We start from the raw sequence: 19,186 nt of genomic DNA on the forward strand, positions 1-19,186 counted from the left end.
ACATGATTGAAGTAGAGTGAGCCATCTCTACTATCCTTACTTATTCAGGACTACCTTGTGACAGTATTCAAGATGAGGAGAATATGTAGTTGAAGGTACGTGAGGTCATCAAGCTGATAGAGGCAGATGGTTGGGTACTAGTAACGAACCAGAGGAAGTCACCGACAGTACCACCATTCAAATAAGCCTGGGACAGTCACGATACCTGGAAAGCCATCTGATGATTTATCCCCTGGATTGCTAAACAGTATCTTGAGACAAGCTGGATTAAAAGGTTGAAGTTATGAAATACGCAATCGTGATTGAAAAAGCAGAGAGTAATTACGGGGCTTACGTTCCTGATTTGCCTGGATGTGTAGCGACAGGTCAAACTATAGAGGAGACTTTACAGCAGATACAAGAGGCGATCGCATTTCATTTGGAGGGAATGTTGCTGCATGGCGAGGTCATTCCTGAACCTACTAGCTTGTGCCAATACGTAGATGTTCAAGCACCATCCGTTGAGCAGGCTGCTAGTACTTCAGCATAAGTTGTTTACCACCCTTCAAGCGATCGCCTTGGGTCAACAGGCAGCTTTGTAGATAGATTAAAGAGTAGTCAAAAAGGATAATCTCCTAAGACTTTTTAGTCAGATTTTAGGCACAAATTTCTTAAGAATTCTCTAATGCTGTTACCAAGGGCATTTTGCTTACTTGCTAGAAGGATTCGAATTCCCCTGGGGGTATTATAAAACCCAATTGTAAGGCGTTGTAGAAATCAAGTTACAACTCAGCGATATGCTTTAACAAGTATTTAAGAACTAAAAAAGGTAGAAGGGAGAAGACAAGCGGTATGAGGTTAGTGTCGTCTCCAAATTATATCCTCAAAGATGTTGTGGAGCTTTAACCGTCACTTGACTTCTACCTCTCGCACTTCGCCTTTCTAGCTAAAGACTTCCGTTACTCGTTGGCGAATAGCAACTAAGTTTGTTTGCATGTCTTTACTAAGGCGGCGCTCAATAATCGAGACGGGCATAGTGCGCTTTGGTAAAACACAAACGATGTATTCTAGGTTTGTTCCGGCGCGCTCAGCTAAAAAACACGGCTCTAAACACCAGCTACCAGAAAAATCTTTAAAGTCACCTTCAATCATTTGAAAATCAATTTTTTGTGGAAACTTCTCTTCTAAGTCGAGGATGACGCGGGCGGAGAAATTGAAATTCAGCAAACGCTGGGCGCCAACTTGTTCTAGACGGATACCACCTTTAGGATGTTCAAGGCGCCGACTGCTTGCAAGGTTTGGGATAAAATCGGCTAATGTCTCATAGTCGGTGAGGACTTGCCACACTTGCTCGATTGCGTGTGGGATGTGGATGCGTGCAGAAATACGACGATAGCGCTCAGCTAAGCGCTCAGTTTGTACTTCTACCGTCTGTAACAGCGCTGTTGCAGCGGTATTAGAGAAGTCTACTTCTAGATTAGAGTTGTAGTCTTGAGTCACAGTCGTACTAAGTTTGAGCTTGGTCAAAAGTTAAGGGTAGCGTAAGTGTAAAGCAAACTTCACTACTGCCATCACTTGCAGTACTAGAAACAGCGATCGCACCATTAATATGTTGTACCAAACACTTTACCAAAGCCAAACCCAAACCAGTGCCTTGAATCGCTTGTTGAGTCACACCTTGACCGCGACGAAATTTATCAAAGATATGCGCAACGTCTTCGGCTGAGATTCCAGAACCACGGTTCGCAATTTGCAGGACAATTTGATTATTTTGATGCCGTGCTTGAATGTCAACTTTAGAGTTGGGTTCAGAATATTTACCAGCATTCGTCAAAAGTTCTTGCACAATACGATGCAAACTTTCTGCATCCGTTTGTAACATTAAAGGCGTTTTTGGCACATTGACTGTAAAAGTCAGTCCTTTTTCCGTCCATTTGTCTTCAAACGAACGAGCTATATTCTTCAGTTGCGCAGTGAGATTTACAGATTCTACATTTAAAAGCGCTTTATGCGATTCGAGTTCTTGAAGCTTCAGCAGATCGTTAATCAGATTGATCTCTTGCGAACACTGCTGCTCTAGAATATCTAAATACTTAGCTTGCCGTTCTGCAGTTAGTCCTGGTTGACGGAGCATCCGAATTGCGAGGCTCATGCTTGTCAGTGGCGTCCGCAGTTCGTGATTCATCGTACTTACGAATTCGTCTTTCAACTGATTGAGTTGGCGCAACTGATCAATTTGCTGACGAGTTTTTTCGTAGAGTTTGGCTTGAACCTCTAGGCTGCGCTGTAGTTGTGCTGTGCGCTCATCTACTAGCGATTGGACTTGTCGCAAAGTCTGACTTTGAATAATCGCCGTACTGACTTGAGTACCGACGAGTTCAAGTAAAGCTAGCTCATCTTCTTGCCAAGGGTGAGCGCGAGAATGCTGTAAGACAATAAATCCCAACACTGTACCTTGATTTTCTAGTGGAAGCATAGCTAAAGCAGGCCAAGCCTGAAAATCAAAGATAGGGTTAGTTTCTTGCGCAAAGTTGAGTTTTAATGAATCTTCTTGACTATTAATAATAATAGGTTGGGGAAAGTTGAGTAGTGCTTGCTGGCATAACCAACTTTCAGATATTGGGAATTGGGTATTAGAAAGATAATTAGCAGTTTCTGAGTTAGAACATTGCCATTCGCAAGCAACTGTAGCTGTAGCTTTAGGTATTTTTTTCTGTTGCTGGTGGACTTTGAAGCGAGGATCAGTATATTTTAATGTGATGATGAAACCGCGCTCGACTTTAAGTGCTTGTGCTGTACGAAAGAGTGCTAGCTGAAAAATTTGATTTAAGTCTAAAGAACTACGGCTAGCCATTGTTATCTGGTTGATCAATGTTTGATATTGCGCTGAAGTTTCGACTTGCTGCTGTAAAGAAGCGATCAACCGATTTTGGGTAATTTGAGCAATGGCGATCGCTACTGATGTCGCCACAGTCAAAGCACTTTCTATTTCTTCCTCACTCCAGCAATAAGGCTGTGCGCGTATAAAACTGACAACTCCGCTAATTTTTCCATCGTACCAAAGCGGGATACCCAAAATAGAGCCTACTTCTCTTGGCAACTGTACGGTGAGAGCCTGAGCGGAAGTTGCTTGTACATTATCAAATACAAAGTTCTGAGACTCAGCATATGCGAGTGCAAGTTGTTTTAGCGAAAGTAATAGTGGTTGTAGAGGAACTGTGATGTCGCTATTAGCACACCAATGACCCACTGATTGAACAGTGTTTTGCTGTTGTGAGGTCATGATAATCGTACACCAGTCTACCTGGAAAGCTTCTCCGAGGATCTGTGCTATTTTTTGTAGCCGTGTTTGGTCATCACAAGCATTTAAGATAATTTGATTGATTTGATATCCCAGATGGGCGGATTCTTGCTGGTGCTGCATCAATCTAACTGAATATTTTGGCGAGCAATGAGTTTCACCTGGGCAAGGAGATGGCGACGATAAAAGCGGCTTCATCTTTGATATGCTTGGTTGTCGTAGTCGCATAGTTGGAAACGAGGCTTGAAGAAGCATCCAATTTTTAGGCTTGACTGCATCCTGTTATATGTTGCCCAAGGACTAGTGGACATAACTGCTCACCTTGTGGTTAATACCTTTTCACTTAAGATGCCCTAATTAAGCGAGAATTGCATAAGAGAATTTTGAAAAAATATAAAAGAATTCATAAAACTAATGTTGATGATTTCTTGCTCCACATTATCCTGCTTGTAGCTATAGAGAATCAGTAAATTCGCTGATTATGAGCAGTTTTTTTTGATAAGGAACGAGCAACTTAAAAGCTTAGACAAAACTCGTTTTTTGCTCAGAAGTCTTAAGTTTTTGCGTAAAAATTTTGGGGTGGCGAGAATGCGTTACCCGCCACTACCCGTAAGGTACTGAAAAGTTTAAGATATTTTCAGTAAAGTGCTATTTTGATAGGCTATTTATACTTAAGGGAACTAAATCTCCGTAGGTCGTTAACCCCAACAGCATCGATTCTTGGGGCTGAATTAATTGTCCGGTAATTGCACAGTATTCTTCTTTTTGGGCTGTAGCGGGAATACTGGCGCGAATGTCCGTTGATGGATGAATGCGATCGCCCGATTTATGCTGTACGTATTTCCACAGAATATCGCGGATCAATGCTTGATAACCCTGATTTCCAGCAAGTTCTTTTAATCGCTCTTTGAGTTCTCTTTCCAAGCGGATACTGGTGACTTCCATTTCTGTAGTTGCGGTACGTGTGAGTGTATGCATTCTTTCTCCTGAAATATCTAGACAGGTTAGTAATACAAGTGTAGTATGTTTAAAGTAATGTTCAAGTAACTTAATCAGCCGTTAGCGCTCGACTTGTCGTTTTGAGGCGAGGTGCTAATCGGTGTCAAGCAAGCTACTTTTAACGCAAGAGAAAAATTCTGTGAATATAAACTTTACTTCGATTTCAGCAATCTTTACCCAAGGGACTCGTCTTTGGGAATCAGAAGCTATGGAAGTAGAGATTAAAGTACTTAGCAATGCTGTACAACACACAAGCCGCGACGCAAGCGCAAAGAGATATGAAAACTTAGCAGATTTGCTTGATGATGAGCTAGAAGCTGCACTACAACCAAAGAAGCCAAGCGGGAGGTATAGATGGCGTGCTATACCTACACAAAGATAGAAGTCAAAGTCTTTATCCAGCCCCCGCTTCTGGCGTATAGAAGTGGGGGTTTTTTATTTAGATAGGAGACAAGTTGTCATGATCGCAATCCAAGTGTTAGAGCAATCGGTAGTTGTATTTTCCAAAAATTACCTGCCGATCAGTAAAATCAATGTACGACGAGCTATTCAACTATTGATTGCAGGTAAAGCAGAAGCACTCAATTTGACGCAGGAAAGTTGGTTAGTGCGATCGCCGAGTATCGTACTTGTGGTTCCAGCATACATCCGGTTAACGGTGGCGAGTGTCGAACGCATCTGGAAGATTCCACCTGTCAATCGACGCGAAGTGTTGCGGCGCGATAACTATACTTGTCAATACTGTGGTAGCCATAAACACCTGACACTCGATCATGTCATTCCCGTGTCGAGAGGTGGCTTGCACACTTGGGATAACGTCGTCACAGCTTGCGAACGGTGTAACCAACGCAAAAGCGATCGCACTCCTATAGAAGCAAGTATGCCCTTACACACTCAACCAAAAGCCCCAATGCATCCCACAGTGGCTTTTGCCGAGCAATTTTGGCGAGCCGAGCCATTTCCACCTGAAATAGGAGGAACTTCAAAGCACAATGCTGAAACTAACATATCTTAATAATGGCTTCGATTTGGAGCATTTAACGCAACCGTTAGAAGAATGGGTTGCCCTCCGAGTCATTTTGGCACTGCGCGTAGGTCAGCACATCAGTGTCGAACCTAGCACGGCTTCGTTTTTATTACCCGTTAATTTACCAGGGTTAGATTCGCTTGTGTTTGAGGCGCAACGCTTAGGCGGGGATGTTATGACGCTGTGTGCTTGTGATGCAGAGTTTATTGAAATCTCGCTCCACGGAACTTGGCTCACATCTCACACCACAACTGAAGAAGGTATTTTTGTAACTAATTTGTATTATGTCATTGAATTTTTACTGTTTAGGCTTTGGCAAGAAGCTCAAATTGGTGCAACGGTTGCTGGCGAGTAAAAATATTTGAGCGCTGCGCCTGATAGAATCTAAGCCCTTAGATAGGGTATGCACTCTCTTTCCCGATCCTAAGCTGAATGTGTGTTCAGTTATGTTATGGGAGAACTTCGATTATGTCTAGCGGTCATGCCAATCATAAAGGTACTTCTGACAAACCTAATACAAATGCTGAAGGCATCATCGATATTGCTGCGGATAAAACCGTCGATCCTGAAGAAATTCTACCCGAAGGAGCTACCACCAACACAACAAGAACGCAAGATTTTGTAGATTATCCTCCTGCAACGCAACGCCCACAAGAAGAACCGAATTCGTAATCGAGTAAATTTAACTATAGCAATCTTAAATTATTTGTATAAATCTCTATTTTTTAGACTGCTGGTACGAATCACAAACTCCCTCCGACTAAAGTCAGGGGCTACTCTAGCAAAGTGTATGTTCGTACACTTTAGTAAGATTTTATCAATAAGTTTACAGTGGTAAATCTTCTTTTGTTTGGCTGCTAATTTATTCTTCAAAAATTCAATGCATGAGGTTTTTTGGAGACTGTATGGTTTGTTTTCAAAAATGAAAACTAAAATCGAATTGTTATTTATGTGTCGTTTGTGAATGTAGTTTCCGAAAATAGAGTTCTGCAAGTAGAAAACTGTAGCTCTACTTTCTATTACAAATTGGCAGTAAATTTCAAACTATCTGTGATAATAACTCAACAGTCAAATTACATCTACTTTAAAAAAATATTTTCATCTTTATTGCTAAAAAATGACTGATATTAAATCATTAAAGCAAGTCTCAGATACAATTTGGGAAATTCCGATTTCATACAAAGAAGGAATGCGTGTTCCGGCGCGTATCTATGGAACACAAAAATTAATTCAAGAAATGGATGATGCTGTTTATGACCAAGTTACTAATGTCGCAACACTTCCAGGAATAACTCAATATGCTTTGTGTATGCCAGATGGACACTTTGGCTACGGCTTCCCGATTGGTGGAGTTGCGGCGATGGATGTCGAAAATGGCGGCGTGATTTCTCCTGGTGGTATCGGTTTCGATATTAACTGTGGAATGCGCTTGGTAGTGACAAACCTAACGTACGACGAGGTAAAACCATACATTAAAAAAGTTGTTGATCGACTTTATGAACGAGTTCCGGCGGGAGTGGGAAGCACTGGCTTTGTCAAAATATCGCGGAATGAATTTCGCAAGGTTGTCGAACAAGGTGCGCGGTGGTGCGTTGATAATGGCTATGGTTGGGAAGAAGATTTAGAACTGATGGAAGAAAACGGTTGTATTGCTGGTGCTGATGCAGCCAAAATTAGTGAAAAAGCAATTGATCGTGGTTTTAATCAAATTGGAACTTTAGGTTCGGGAAACCATTATTTAGAAATTCAAGTTGCTAAGAAAGAAAACATTTTTGAGCCAGAATTAGCAGCAAAACTAGGTATTACCCAGCCGGATCAAGTCGTCATAATGTTCCATTGTGGTAGTCGTGGCTTTGGACATCAAGTTGCTACGGACTATCTGCAAGTTTTCCTCAAGGTGATGGAAAGCAAGTATGGTATTAAGATTTTAGACCGCGAATTAGCTTGCACGCCGTTCGATTCGCCTGAAGGACAAGCGTACTTTTCAGCGATGAAGTGTGGATTAAATATGTCGTTTGCTAATCGTCAGGTGATTTTGCACCGCATCCGCGAGGTTTTCTCGGAAATTTTTGGGCGTTCCGCCGAAGATTTGGGAATGCATATGGTGTATGACGTTGCGCACAATACAGCGAAATTAGAGTGTCATATTGTCGATGGTAAAGAGCGATCGCTTCTTGTCCATCGTAAAGGGGCTACTCGTGCGTTTGCACCAGGAATGACAGGTGTTCCTGAGAAGTACCAACACATCGGTCAACCAGTGATTATTGGTGGCAGTATGGAAACAGGATCTTACCTACTCGTGGGCGTACCCAGTGGCGCACAAAGTTTCTTTAGCACGGCGCACGGAAGTGGACGCACGATGAGTCGCACCAAGGCGCGCAAAACGTTTCGTGGAGAAAAATTGCAAAAAGAGATGCAAACACGGGGTATTTACGTCCGCAGTACCTCAATGTCGGGATTAGCCGAAGAAGCTGGCGGCGCTTACAAAGACGTTGATGAAGTGATTGAAGCCGCAGAATTAGCCGGAATTAGTAAAAGAGTTGTGCGGTTTACACCTATTGGTAATATTAAAGGATAATTTATGCTTTTGGCGAGCATCAATTTTGGATGTAAATAAACATAACTCAAAGGTTGGTAATTGGTAAGAATATTAAGCAATTTTATATTACCAATTACCCCACCCAAAAGTGTGATAGTTAATTATGTCTACCTACTGATATTGATCATTTGTGAGGAGAAGATATGTGGTTTTTTTTGTTGCGGAATGTATCGTTCTGCTTCAACCCTACAGTTTCAGATCGTCAGTCAGCTTGTTAAAGAGGCTGATATAGGTCAACAGATAGGATGGATAGATGCACAGCGCTTTTTAGAGGTACGTAATTCGTATCAAAGTGACAAACAATTAAAAGTTGTTAAAGTCCATCAATTTACAGATGCAATAGGCAAGGAGTTTACCCAAGATAATGCGCTGGGTATTTATACATTTAGAGATATCCGCGATGTCTATGTATCAATGATGCAGCAGCAACAAAAATTATTTGATGACATTTGGAATTGGCATGGGAGAGAGTTTATTCAAACTTGTCTAGATAATTATAAACAATGGACACGCTTACCGAGAGTGCTTGTTTCTCAATATGAAAATATTTTTCAAAGCATACCGCGCAAGAAGTAAAGCGTATTGCTATGCATCTGAATATTAACTTTGACGTAGATAAGTGTCAAGATATTGCTTCACTTTTTACGCTTGAGCAACAAAAAGAGCGAATACAAAAATTCACAACTCAATTAATGCAAACCTCTCTCAATCTTCACAATCATAGAGAAATCGTTGATTATCATGATGAAGATAGCTTGTTACATATAAATCATATTAATGCGGCTAAAACCGGTGTATGGCAAGAATATCTATCTACTGAAGAAGTAACTAAAATTGAAAATAAAGTAAAAAGCTGGTGCAATAATAATAAACATGAATACCTTATATTCTTACGGCAAATATACTTAAAAGAGAATTATGCAAGTACGCACGCCACTTACAGTCATTACAGGTTCCCTCGGTAGTGGTAAAACAACTTTACTACGTCACATTCTCGATTCGATTCATCAAAAAATTGCTATTTTGATGAACGAGTTTGGCGAAATTGCGATCGATACGAAGATCATTCAAGGTAAAAATGTCGCAATGGCTGATTTAGGTGGTGGATGTGTTTGTTGTTCGCTACTCGGAGAATTTGAAGCAGCAGTTGACGAAATCATCGAGACAGTTAATCCTGATGTGATTGTGGTAGAAACAACAGGTGTAGCTGAACCTGATGCATTAGTATTTGATATTCAAGAAAGTTTGACTAAAGTTCGCTTGGATGGCGTAGTTACTGTTGTTGATGCAGATGCGATGGTGAGATATCCGAGTGTCGGTCACACAGCAAGAATGCAAATTGAAGCCGCAGATACAATCTTGCTCAATAAAGTTGATTTAGTAACAGAAGAACAATTGCAAGCAATCGAAGCAAAGTTACATTCGTATAACGAAGTTGCTGAAATTTTACATACTCAACGCTGTCAAGTCGATCCAGATTTGTTATTTGGAATTGCGAGGGCGCGACTACAGCCAGAACCACATCACGTTCATCAACCCGAATTTGATTCGTTTAGTTATAAAACGCAGGCTACTTTAAAGCGAGAATGTTTTGAGGAATTTGCTGATGAATTGGTAGAAAAAGATGTGTATCGGGCAAAAGGATTTATAAGGTTTCCTAAGCAAATTTATCTATTTAATTATGTAGCTGGAAGATGGGAAATAGAACCGTTTGAACAAGATGCTACCGAGTTAGTTTTTATTGGTAAACAAGTCAAAAAATATCAACAAGAAATTATCGATCAGTTGAAAAGATGTGAGCAGTAATATGCCTTATGAGTATTTAGAAGATATCGCGATCGCCGATATTGCATTTCACGCTTGGGGAGAAACTTTAGAAGAATTATTCATCGCGGCGGGTGATGCCACAATTAATACAATGGTTGATAATATTGATGCGATCGCACTTCAAGAAACTCGCACATTTCAGTTGGAAAATGACGCGTTAGATATGTTATTATTCAACTTCCTTCAAGACTTCATTTATTATAAAGATAGTGAATTATTACTACTGCGACCACAACAAGTTAAGTTAGAAGAAAAATCAGGACTATATCATCTTCAAGCCATTACCCAAGGAGAAAAACTTGCTCCTAGTAAACATCATCAGCGCGTGGATGTAAAAGCTGTAACGCTACACCGTTTTCAATTAGAAAAAACTATAGATGGTTGGCAGGCAATGGTAATTTTGGATATTTGATAGTAGGTAATATTTATAATTTTTTTCAAGTATTGCATTTAGTTGAAATAACTGAGAATATGCGAGAGTGCCGCAATCAAAAAGATAATAAGGTTTTAGCACTGGCATTGAACGAAGAATCCCAGTACATAGTTACTGGTGACAAAGATTTGCTTGTGTTACATCCATTTCGGAGTGCGATCATAATTACAGTAGAAGAGTTCTTAAAGACGATTAAGTTTGAGTAGCAGATGACTTTTAGAGTTAAGTTGGCAGGAGTTTATGGGTGAGGAGATTGCTGCTACTTCATTAGATAATGAACTCGTATGAATGTGATGTCTATCTGTAATCCTGTTGTATTGCTTCATGGTCGAATTTCTAGCCACCTGCAAATGAGTAAACCGGCAGATTATCTAAGTCATCTAGGATGGCATATCTATTCTCTTAGTTTTGAACCAAGTACGGTAGAACTAGGATTAGAACATTGGGCGCGGCAAATTTAATAGTATATTAGCAGAAACTTTTCCCTGGAGCAACCTATAGATATTGTAGGCTTCAGTATGGGTGGGCTTGCAGGTCGACATTATCTTCAGTGTTTAGGTGGAGTTAATCGAGTTCAACGTTTCATCAGCATCTCTACACCTCATCGCGGAATGTGGACTGCATATCTTTTTCGCATATAGGATGTCGTCAACAAATGCGACCAATAGCCCATTCTTAAAGATGCTAGACGGCTATCGAATGCTTGGCATCTGTTAGTTGTACGACCATTTGGACTTTCTTTGATCTGGTAATTTTGCCAGCTAGTTATTCAATACTTTCCATTGGTAACTCTGTGCAAATTCCTGTAATTTGGCATGAGTGTATGCTTTTTAATAATAGAGTAATGCAAGTAGTTGCTGAGGCTCTTATACAAGAACCTAGTTAAAAATTGCATGGTACAGCAAATGCTTACACTAAACAAGCGATCGCCTACTCACCCTGTATCCAGTTCATCAAACTTGCAAAAGCGTCTTTGGTACACATGAAACTCTAATTGACGTTTTTAATATCCTCCTAAAATACCTCGGCGCTTCGCTTCAACTTCAGCACGACGAAATACAATTAAACCTAAGAATAAATATCCTAATCCGTTGAGAAAGGCTAATGAGATTTCAACAAAGTTTAAACTTAGATTACGTGCCATGAGATCGCGCAGAATTCCTGCCCCCATTGTCATTGGTAACAGAAACCGCACAATTGATAGCGTTCCACTCCAAGTTTCACTAGGTATTGTGAGGAGAAATAATAAAGCAAATTGTGTCAGTCCAAGTAATTGTTGGATGCGTTTAAATAGTAAAGCTAAAGAAGCCATTAGGAAAGCTAAACCATAAGCACCAAACAAAACCGTCAAGAGTGGAAAAATTAAAGTCAGGGGAAAATATAAACGTCGTCCTGTCAATAAAAGAATTAATAGTAAAATTCCTGTAATTAAGACAATATTGATGGTTAAACTTGCGATCGCACGTGCTAAAAACACCCGTGATACACCATAGGGCGTGAGCATGACTTGCTCTAAAGTTCCCGTTTGTGCTTCAATTTGCAGAATGCTCACAATACTCGTAACAACAAAGATTACCAAGGTCCACAACACATATCCGACTACGATCGCATCCAGGCGATCGCCAAATTGTAAATTAGGTCCTGCGATATAACGGGCACTGAGAAATAAACCGTAAAATACGGATGTAATGATAAAAACTCCAGCAACGGCATCAACAGGGTAGCGCGTAAACTCAATCCAACTACGTTTGAGTTCAGCTAAAAATAATTCAAGCATTACGGTTATCTCGTACAATTTTGAGGAAGACTTGCGTTAAGTCAGCTTGTTGTTTGACTTGCATTAAAGGAAGAGGGTTGAGAACAGCTAAAACTTGATACAGTCCTGCTGACGATCCCTCGTAAATAATTCTATTGGCTTGGATGATGACACCTAAAGATTCTAGTTTACTTGCGCGCAATGAATCTAATTCACCCGCAATCTCGATAACGTAAGTTGAACCCGAAAAACGCCGAATAATTTCACGCGTCGATTCCTCGGCTAAGAGTTTGCCTTGTTGAATAATCGCGACGCGATCTGATATTTCTTCTGCGACATCGAGTTGATGTGTTGTGAGTAGAATCGCGCAGCCTTCTTGTGCAATTTCTCTTACTAAAACTTTGACATTTTGACTTGCTTCTACATCTAAACCTAATGTTGGTTCATCGAGTAATAACAAGCGTGGATTGTGAACTAATGCGACAGCGATCGCCAGCTTTTGCTGCATTCCGCGTGAAAGTGTTTGTACTGGGGCGCGGCGTTTTGATATCAAGTCGAATCTTTCTAATAATTGCAGTCCGTTTTTATAGGCTACACGGCGATTTAACCCGCGTAGTGTGCCAAAATACTCTAAGTTCTCTTCGGGAGTCAGTCGCCAGTAAAGATTGCGATTTCCTTCTAAAACTGCACCTACCAAGCGTAAGGATCGCGGATTGCGATGCGGATCGGAACCTGCAATTTTTACCGATCCTACGTCAGGTTTGATTAAACCTGCGATCATTTTGATGCAAGTCGTTTTTCCTGCGCCATTCGGACCCAAGAATGCAAGAATTTCACCAGAATTAATATTTAAAGAGACACCGCGTACAGCTTCAATTAGCTTTTTGCGTTGTTTGTAGGTTTTATGTAAGTTGTGAACTTCGAGGGCGATCAAAAGATGGGTGAGGAATGAGGGGTGAGGGGTGAGGGAATGTCTGAAGCGTTAAAGCGTGAGACTTTACCTGCTGTAATCTATTTTAGATGGTATCTTTTGATTGTTTATTCGGGTAGCCAACCAAATTGCTGAACTAGACATTGGGCGATGCGATGGGCTGCGCCTGGTTGTCCCATGCGTTGGTAGCCATTTTTGGCGATTTGTTCGAGTTTTTGAGGATCTTGAAGTAGCGATCGCACTGCATCCGCAACTTGTTTTGGATGTTCGACTAATGTTAATGATGAACCAAGATGACGGCTTTGGGCTTCCGCAAAGGCATAAGTATATTGTGGTCCATTTCCAGGAAACGCGATCGCACATTTTCCTAAACCAATAAATTGTTCGGTGGCTGTTCCCGCCATTGCAATTGCTAAGTCTGCTTGGTGTAAGCAATCATTGTAAGCATTTTGAGTCAGAATAATGGATGCATTTTTGTGCTTAAACGTCAAGCCATCTTGCGCAAAACCTGAATCGACAAGACTTTGACACAACAGTTCTAAAGTTAACGTCGGGGCGATCGCAGCCAAAAAAACAAGCGATCGCGTTGGAAAGGTGGCGATTAATTCGGTGACAGCGACAAGAATTTGTTGCCAATTTGCGTAAGCTTCGGGAGGGCGCGAACCAGGAAGCAAGAGAATTGTTAACCGCTGCGGATCGGGTTCTAACTTTAATAAATTCTGCGCCTCTAATCGATCCATCATCGGGTTTCCCAAATCAAACGCGGGAATTGCCCACTTTTTTAAGGTTTTGGTTGTCAGCGTGTCTCGTGGAAAAACCGCTTTGCAACGCGGGTGACGCATCAAATAACGGTCGAAAGGATGGTAAACTGAAGCTGACAAATTCTCTAAGCGCGAGAGTAGTGATCGCCTAGAATGCCATCCCAATTCATCTTTTCGGTAATATTCTGATTTGGCTGTTCCGACAAAAGCGTAATTTGCCCCACTTGCCCAAGCAAAAAGTAACGGTACAATATCACCCACAGCTAAAATCGCTCCGCCTTGTTTTGCCCAACTACGAACGACTTTAATTTGAGACAAAGTGAGTTTTAGCAAACCTCCTTGTAAATCTCGCAATACTTGTCGCCCATCCATATAAATAAATCCACCAGAAGGCATTATTTGAACTTTCCCAATAATGGGAATACTAAATTGAGTGTAAGCGCGTCCTTCGCCAACTATGGGTAAAGCGGCGATATCAATTGCAGTTAACTGCTGTAATTCTTGAAGAATTCGCACAGCGATAACATCTTCACCGTGACCATTACTAAGGCAAAGTAACTTTATCGGAGAATCTGGGGAAAATGCTGATAAATTATTCATTCAGAAACAAAATAACACTAGTATGTGTCTGTTAGTTCATAAATTGGTTTTGGGGAATTGGTAATAGGTAATAGGTAATGGAAACACTACTAACCACTAGCCAATAACTATAGACAGATTAATTAAACTAATGATTATGCGTTCTAATACTGCCATTTATACCTTGATTGGGCTGACTGCTATAGAGTTAATTTATACATCACTGGCGACGGCTAGCCCTCAAGTTGTTCCCAGCAGTGATGTGCAGTATTATCAAGAATATCAAAATGCGGTTGTTATTCGCACGAGCGAATCAACATCAAATTCAACACGCGTAGCAACGACTTTGCAGCAGTTACCCGCAGCGCGTAACGAGTTGTTTGTAACTGCAACAGATGTCCAAATCGTTGGCGCAAGCGAAGAATTACAGCAAATCGCACGCAATGCGATTAAAACTCGTGTCGGGGGAGAAACGAGTGAAAGTCAATTACAACAAGATGTCGCCGCAATTTTAGCAACAAATTTATTTAACAATGCTACGGTGAGTAGTAACCCGACGGCTACAGGGTTAAACGTTGTGTTTCAGGTGGAACCTGTAGTTGTGCGCTCGCTGCAACTTGCAAACGCAAAAGCTTTACCACAAAATGTAGCAATAGAGCGCATAAAACTGCAAATCGGTAATCCAATTAGTCCAACAGCGCTCAGCCAAAGTGTCGAGCAAATTAATGAGTGGTATGCTCAAAATGGCTATACCCTAGCGCGGGTTATCGCAATTCGCCCTAACCCACAAGGCGTACTCACGCTAGAAGTCGCAGAAGGATTAATTAACGATGTCAAATTCCGCTTTTCTGATGAAGATGGGCGATTTGTTGATGATCAAGGTAAGCCAATTCAAGGACGAACGCAACCTGATTTTCTCCGGCGTGAATTGCATGTCAAACCTGGGCAAGTTTTCCGCGAAGAAACTGTTAAACAAGACTTACAACAACTGTATCAACTGGGATTATTCCAAAACGTCCGCGTCGCGTTAGAAGGCGATGCAACAAAAGTTGATGTCATTTATGACTTGACAGAAGCGCCCGCACGTGCTGCAAACTTAGGGGGGGGCTACAATGATGATAGCGGGTTGTTTGCGACAGTCAGTTATAAAGACTTTAATTTTAGCGGCGTGAATGATTCGATTGGGGCTGATATCCAAATCAGTCGCCGCGATATTCAATTTGATACAAATTTCACAAGTCCGTATCGCGCGAGTAACCCCGATCGCTTCGGGTATCAAGTTAATGCATTTCGCCGTCGCGGAATCTCGCAAACCTTTGATGGTGATGTTTCGTTACCAAACGACGATCGCCCACGCGAAGGACAATTTGGCGGAAGCGTTACTTTACAGCGCCCGATTGATGATTGGCAAGCGTCAATGGGGTTAAACTACAAACGTACCAGTATCCGTGATCGCGCCGGTAATATTTCTCCTCAAGATGAGTTAGGAAATCCCTTAACATTAAGCGGTACAGGAATCGACGATTTGACAACGATCTCTTTTACAGCAACGCGCGATTTTCGCAACAACTTGATCAATCCGACAGAAGGTTCCGTACTCAGCCTCAGCGCGGAACAGTCAATTCCCATCGGTCAAGGTGCAATTTCGATGAGTCGCCTGCGTGCGAATTATAGTCAATATGTTCCGGTTGATCTCGTTGGTAGCGATCGCGATTCTGAAGTGTTTGCTTTTAACGTTCAAGGTGGAACAACAATTGGCGATTTACCACCGTATGAAGCATTTAACTTAGGCGGTTTGAATTCAGTACGCGGTTATGGTATTGGAGAAGTTGGCAGTGGGCGATCGTTTGTGTTAGCTTCGGCAGAATACCGCTTTCCGATTCTCGATTTTCTAGGAGGAGTCGTTTTTGCTGACTTTGCTTCCGATTTAGGTTCAGGAGACACAGTACTTGGAGAACCTGCGGTAGTGCGCGATAAACCAGGAACAGGCTTTGGCTATGGTGCTGGTGTGCGAGTAAATTCACCGATTGGCTTAATTCGTGCTGATTTTGGATTCAATGACCAAGGAGAAAGTCGCGTACAATTCGGATTCGGTCATCGCTTTTAAAAAGGAGCGATAAAGTAGAAGTCGGTATTTATACTTTATCGTTCGGTGGGGAGGCTTGACTATGCTAGTAGGAAAAAAATTGCAACGCGGGAAATACACGCTAGACCAAGAAATTGGGCGCGGTGGCTTTGGAATTACGTTTAAAGCGACTCACCACTACTTAGGTCAAGTTGTCGTTATTAAAACAATCAACGAAGAACTACGTCAGCATCCTGATTTTGTCAGTTTCTATCGGCAATTTCAGGATGAAGCCCGCAGATTAGCGACTTGCGTCCATCCTAATATTGTCCGCGTGAGCGATTTTTTTGTGGAAGACGCATTACCTTATATGGTGATGGACTACGTTCCTGGTCAAACGCTGGATCAAGTTGTTTTTCCTAACAATCCACTTCCAGAAGCAACGGCAATTCACTACATTCGCCAAATTTCAGCAGCTTTACAAGTAGTACATAAAAATAATTTATTACATCGCGACGTTAAACCACAAAATATTATCTTACGCCAAGGTACGCAGGAAGTTGTTTTAATTGACTTTGGTATTGCTCGCGAATTTACTCCAGGTCACACACAAACACATACAAATATTGTTTCCGAAGGCTACGCACCAATCGAACAGTATCTACCTCACGCACCGCGTACACCCGCAACCGATGTGTACGGTTTAGCAGCAACATTATATTCGTTATTAACTGCGAAAGTTCCTGTCGCCGCAAGTTTACGCGATCGCGTCCCGATGCAAACACCCCGCGATCTCCAACCGCAACTGAGTATCGCGATTAACCAAGCTGTCATGCGTGGAATGGCGGTAGAAGCAAAGTTTCGCCCTGCAACAGTCGCAGAATGGCTTGCTTTATTACCTTCAGCTTCTTTCACTGCGGCGGAGATGCAAACACAACCCATATCCACTCATGCCGCCGCCACAATCGCGGTAATTCCCCAACCGCAATCTGTTGAACCGCCACGACAGGTGGTTGTCCCTCAGCGTAGACGGGGGTTATCTGGGATTGTACTCGGTCTTGGTGCTGCTGCGATCGCCGGAGTGGCTGCGGTTGCTGTTGCAAATGTGTTGTCTGAAGATGATGCTCAACCAACTGCACCGGCGATCGTTCCACCAGGTAATATTCAACAAGCTGGTGAAAATGACACCCAAATCACGCCATCACCGCAAACCGAAGCAACGATACCCCCAGAAGAACCAGCGCCTTTTCGTTGGCGTCCGCGTAACCGTGTTGAACCAGAAGAATCAGTAACACCATCACCATCTCCAGCGGAATCGCCTGTACCAGATCCAGCAACCGAATCGCCTGCTGTAGTAGACACGCCACAACCTACAACTGAACCACCCTCTGAAGAACCATCACCGACAGAAGAAGCACCATCAATTGTAGTTCCAACACAACCTGCTTCCCCAATACCACCCGAAGCAACTGGAGAACCACAAACGGGTGATAATTTAGATGCACCTCCTCAATCTCCAGAGCCTCAGCCAGAATAAGCAAGAGTGCGATCGCGTGTTGATTGTTGCGAGGGCGATCGCATATCCTACTCAAGTGTATCAGGCTCGATTCCCATTTCGCGTAACTTAACAGCTAATCTTTCTAAACATTGACGTTCTTGAGCAATAAGTTCCTCAAGTTGTAGAAGCAAGCATTATTCATTTAGATATTTTTTATCATTTAAATAAGCTTGAATATTTTCTAATATTTGACGTAAGTACTCAACCACTTCTTGCTTAATCTCTAAAAGCTCATCTATAGATTTGTCTCGTCCTACCTCTTCAAAGGACTTAATTCCATGTGCTAAATCATTTCTATTGTCTTTGATTACCAAAATATTTGTGCCATCTTTTGTTTTAGAGCAGTCAGTAGAGCATGAAAAACCATATTTTTTGGCAATATTCTTAACAACTTTAGCATCTACATTGCCAGAAAAAATCTTTTCACGCTCAAAAGTGGCTGTAACAATATCGATTGATATTTGAGATATTTTTTTATGAATAGCGTTAGCAGAGTTGTTTTTAAGATAAAATTGAAGATTTTCTAAAACAGTTATTTTAATTTCTTGTTTTCTTTTGTCAAAAAATATTTCTTTGCTTTGAAACTCATCAAAGGTTGCTTCGATAGCATTACGCATAGTAGATTCAACTAAATTATAAAGTAATAAAAATCAATTTGCTTTTGGAGTTTTTGCTAACTCTGAATCTACAATTTGTATTTTATATGTATCGTTACTATCAAATAATGCTAAGTTAGTTGTTTCTTTAATTAAAATTTCTATAAATGAAGTATCCATCAATTTCTTGAACACGTGTATTGATTCATATTTCCTTTAGCAGTTGGTCACGTACATATTCAATGCGTTTAATTAATTTAAGTCTAGAACTGCTTTTATCGGTGCTAGTATATCTCTTGAAATCTTCTGAATAAAGCTACTCTCTAGTCTTTGGTGCAATATCGTTTTTCCCTTAGTGCAAGGGCAATACCTATAGAAAGAGCTTCAAACTTAATACGAGTTGTTGTTTTAGCATAATCTTTTTCTTGCCAAAACCCATGTGGAAAATATAGACCCACAAACTCTAAAGTTGATATAAATTCTATTCGCATTTTTGTCTCGATCAAACATTTCTTTATTTTGTTGACTACCTTTAAATAGTCATAAAGAAACGCAGTTATTTTGTTAAAATTGAGTTGATTCTAATTATTTAAGAATGTGAAAAATCGCAATACAAATTCTTGTGGTTCACGTCTATTGACTGCTACTTTAGTAAACGAACATAAATTAAGAAACTTAGGAAACATCGATAATTCTTCAATTAGATCTAAGAAATAAACAGGGAGCATGTCACCGTTGCACTAAGTAGAAATGCTTGAAAAGTTAGGCTATATCG

20 protein-coding genes and 2 pseudogenes are annotated in these 19,186 nt (G+C 41.2%); 15 read left to right on the forward strand and 7 right to left on the reverse strand.

Annotated elements, in window-relative coordinates; genetic code table 11:
* The first annotated feature begins 89 nt into the window (after positions 1 to 89).
* Positions 90 to 279: pseudogene (locus tag NIES1031_RS22585) on the forward strand (type II toxin-antitoxin system HicA family toxin).
* A gap of 4 nt (positions 280 to 283) precedes the next feature.
* Positions 284 to 529: a type II toxin-antitoxin system HicB family antitoxin gene (locus tag NIES1031_RS22590; RefSeq protein ID WP_073551682.1), complete on the forward strand. Its 246-nt coding sequence runs from the start codon at positions 284 to 286 to the stop codon at positions 527 to 529.
* 392 nt (positions 530 to 921) lie between these two features.
* Here NIES1031_RS22590 and NIES1031_RS22595 read toward each other — a convergent pair whose 3' ends face one another.
* The 3 genes from NIES1031_RS22595 to NIES1031_RS22605 all read right to left on the reverse strand — a co-directional run bounded on the left by NIES1031_RS22595 (position 922) and on the right by NIES1031_RS22605 (position 4,258).
* Positions 922 to 1,506 carry an SRPBCC family protein gene (locus NIES1031_RS22595; protein ID WP_073551683.1) on the reverse strand — a complete coding sequence of 195 codons (585 nt, stop codon included), beginning with the start codon at positions 1,504 to 1,506 and terminating at the stop codon, positions 922 to 924.
* Positions 1,487 to 3,403 (reverse strand): sensor histidine kinase, encoded by a 1,917-nt coding sequence (locus NIES1031_RS22600; RefSeq protein WP_178378223.1) that lies wholly within the window; start codon positions 3,401 to 3,403, stop codon positions 1,487 to 1,489. The genes NIES1031_RS22595 and NIES1031_RS22600 overlap by 20 nt, the downstream gene beginning before the upstream one ends.
* Positions 3,404 to 3,928: 525 nt before the next feature.
* The gene (locus NIES1031_RS22605; RefSeq protein WP_073551685.1) at positions 3,929 to 4,258 is read right to left on the reverse strand and encodes a ribbon-helix-helix domain-containing protein; all 330 of its coding nucleotides are present in this window, start codon (positions 4,256 to 4,258) and stop codon (positions 3,929 to 3,931) included.
* A gap of 481 nt (positions 4,259 to 4,739) precedes the next feature.
* On the opposite strand from NIES1031_RS22605, the gene NIES1031_RS22615 reads away from it, so the two are divergent.
* From NIES1031_RS22615 to NIES1031_RS26520, 11 genes are all read left to right on the forward strand, one after another.
* Positions 4,740 to 5,294 carry an HNH endonuclease gene (locus NIES1031_RS22615; protein ID WP_073551687.1) on the forward strand — a complete coding sequence of 185 codons (555 nt, stop codon included), beginning with the start codon at positions 4,740 to 4,742 and terminating at the stop codon, positions 5,292 to 5,294.
* Positions 5,272 to 5,661: an alr0857 family protein gene (locus NIES1031_RS22620; protein ID WP_073551688.1), complete on the forward strand. Its 390-nt coding sequence runs from the start codon at positions 5,272 to 5,274 to the stop codon at positions 5,659 to 5,661. Before NIES1031_RS22615 ends, NIES1031_RS22620 begins: the two co-directional genes overlap by 23 nt.
* A 113-nt stretch (positions 5,662 to 5,774) precedes the next feature.
* A complete protein-coding gene (locus NIES1031_RS22625) occupies positions 5,775 to 5,978 on the forward strand; it encodes a hypothetical protein (protein WP_073551689.1) in 204 nt (67 codons plus the stop codon).
* Between the two features lie 445 nt (positions 5,979 to 6,423).
* Positions 6,424 to 7,884 carry an RtcB family protein gene (locus tag NIES1031_RS22630; protein WP_073551690.1) on the forward strand — a complete coding sequence of 487 codons (1,461 nt, stop codon included), beginning with the start codon at positions 6,424 to 6,426 and terminating at the stop codon, positions 7,882 to 7,884.
* Between the two features lie 186 nt (positions 7,885 to 8,070).
* Complete coding sequence (locus NIES1031_RS22635; protein ID WP_073551691.1) at positions 8,071 to 8,481, forward strand: sulfotransferase domain-containing protein; 411 nt, start codon at positions 8,071 to 8,073, stop codon at positions 8,479 to 8,481.
* A gap of 11 nt (positions 8,482 to 8,492) precedes the next feature.
* The gene (locus NIES1031_RS22640) at positions 8,493 to 8,870 is read left to right on the forward strand and encodes a hypothetical protein (protein ID WP_073551692.1); all 378 of its coding nucleotides are present in this window, start codon (positions 8,493 to 8,495) and stop codon (positions 8,868 to 8,870) included.
* Positions 8,824 to 9,711, forward strand: coding sequence for a CobW family GTP-binding protein (locus tag NIES1031_RS22645; protein WP_073551693.1), 888 nt, complete (start codon positions 8,824 to 8,826; stop codon positions 9,709 to 9,711). Before NIES1031_RS22640 ends, NIES1031_RS22645 begins: the two co-directional genes overlap by 47 nt.
* Before the next feature lies 1 nt (position 9,712).
* Positions 9,713 to 10,144 (forward strand): archease, encoded by a 432-nt coding sequence (locus NIES1031_RS22650; protein WP_073551694.1) that lies wholly within the window; start codon positions 9,713 to 9,715, stop codon positions 10,142 to 10,144.
* Positions 10,145 to 10,176: 32 nt separating this feature from the next.
* On the forward strand, positions 10,177 to 10,371 hold the full coding sequence (locus NIES1031_RS26515) for a putative toxin-antitoxin system toxin component, PIN family (protein ID WP_407919518.1): 195 nt from the start codon (positions 10,177 to 10,179) through the stop codon (positions 10,369 to 10,371).
* 87 nt (positions 10,372 to 10,458) lie between these two features.
* Positions 10,459 to 10,626, forward strand: coding sequence for a lipase family protein (locus NIES1031_RS24605; protein WP_178378224.1), 168 nt, complete (start codon positions 10,459 to 10,461; stop codon positions 10,624 to 10,626).
* A 57-nt stretch (positions 10,627 to 10,683) separates the two neighbouring features.
* Positions 10,684 to 10,806: a lipase family protein gene (locus NIES1031_RS26520; protein ID WP_178378225.1), complete on the forward strand. Its 123-nt coding sequence runs from the start codon at positions 10,684 to 10,686 to the stop codon at positions 10,804 to 10,806.
* 362 nt (positions 10,807 to 11,168) lie between these two features.
* Here the strand turns inward: NIES1031_RS26520 and NIES1031_RS22665 are convergent, their stop codons facing one another.
* The 3 genes from NIES1031_RS22665 to NIES1031_RS22675 form a co-directional block, all read right to left on the reverse strand.
* Positions 11,169 to 11,942, reverse strand: a complete 774-nt coding sequence (locus NIES1031_RS22665) for an ABC transporter permease (RefSeq protein ID WP_073551696.1) — start codon at positions 11,940 to 11,942, stop codon at positions 11,169 to 11,171.
* The gene (locus NIES1031_RS22670) at positions 11,935 to 12,855 is read right to left on the reverse strand and encodes an ABC transporter ATP-binding protein (protein ID WP_073551697.1); all 921 of its coding nucleotides are present in this window, start codon (positions 12,853 to 12,855) and stop codon (positions 11,935 to 11,937) included. The genes NIES1031_RS22665 and NIES1031_RS22670 overlap by 8 nt, the downstream gene beginning before the upstream one ends.
* Before the next feature lie 104 nt (positions 12,856 to 12,959).
* On the reverse strand, positions 12,960 to 14,213 hold the full coding sequence (locus NIES1031_RS22675; RefSeq protein WP_073551698.1) for a lipid-A-disaccharide synthase-related protein: 1,254 nt from the start codon (positions 14,211 to 14,213) through the stop codon (positions 12,960 to 12,962).
* Positions 14,214 to 14,349: 136 nt separating this feature from the next.
* Here NIES1031_RS22675 and NIES1031_RS22680 point away from each other — a divergent pair, with 136 nt between their 5' ends.
* Positions 14,350 to 16,299, forward strand: a complete 1,950-nt coding sequence (locus NIES1031_RS22680) for a BamA/TamA family outer membrane protein (RefSeq protein ID WP_073551700.1) — start codon at positions 14,350 to 14,352, stop codon at positions 16,297 to 16,299.
* Between the two features lie 61 nt (positions 16,300 to 16,360).
* Complete coding sequence (locus tag NIES1031_RS22685; RefSeq protein WP_073551699.1) at positions 16,361 to 17,794, forward strand: serine/threonine protein kinase; 1,434 nt, start codon at positions 16,361 to 16,363, stop codon at positions 17,792 to 17,794.
* Between the two features lie 155 nt (positions 17,795 to 17,949).
* On the opposite strand, the pseudogene NIES1031_RS22690 reads toward NIES1031_RS22685, so the two are convergent.
* Positions 17,950 to 18,453, reverse strand: a pseudogene (locus NIES1031_RS22690) (MAE_28990/MAE_18760 family HEPN-like nuclease); the annotation flags it as partial.
* Positions 18,454 to 19,186: the final 733 nt, after the last annotated feature.

Source organism: Chroogloeocystis siderophila 5.2 s.c.1 (genome assembly GCF_001904655.1).
GTDB lineage: Bacteria > Cyanobacteriota > Cyanobacteriia > Cyanobacteriales > Chroococcidiopsidaceae > Chroogloeocystis > Chroogloeocystis siderophila.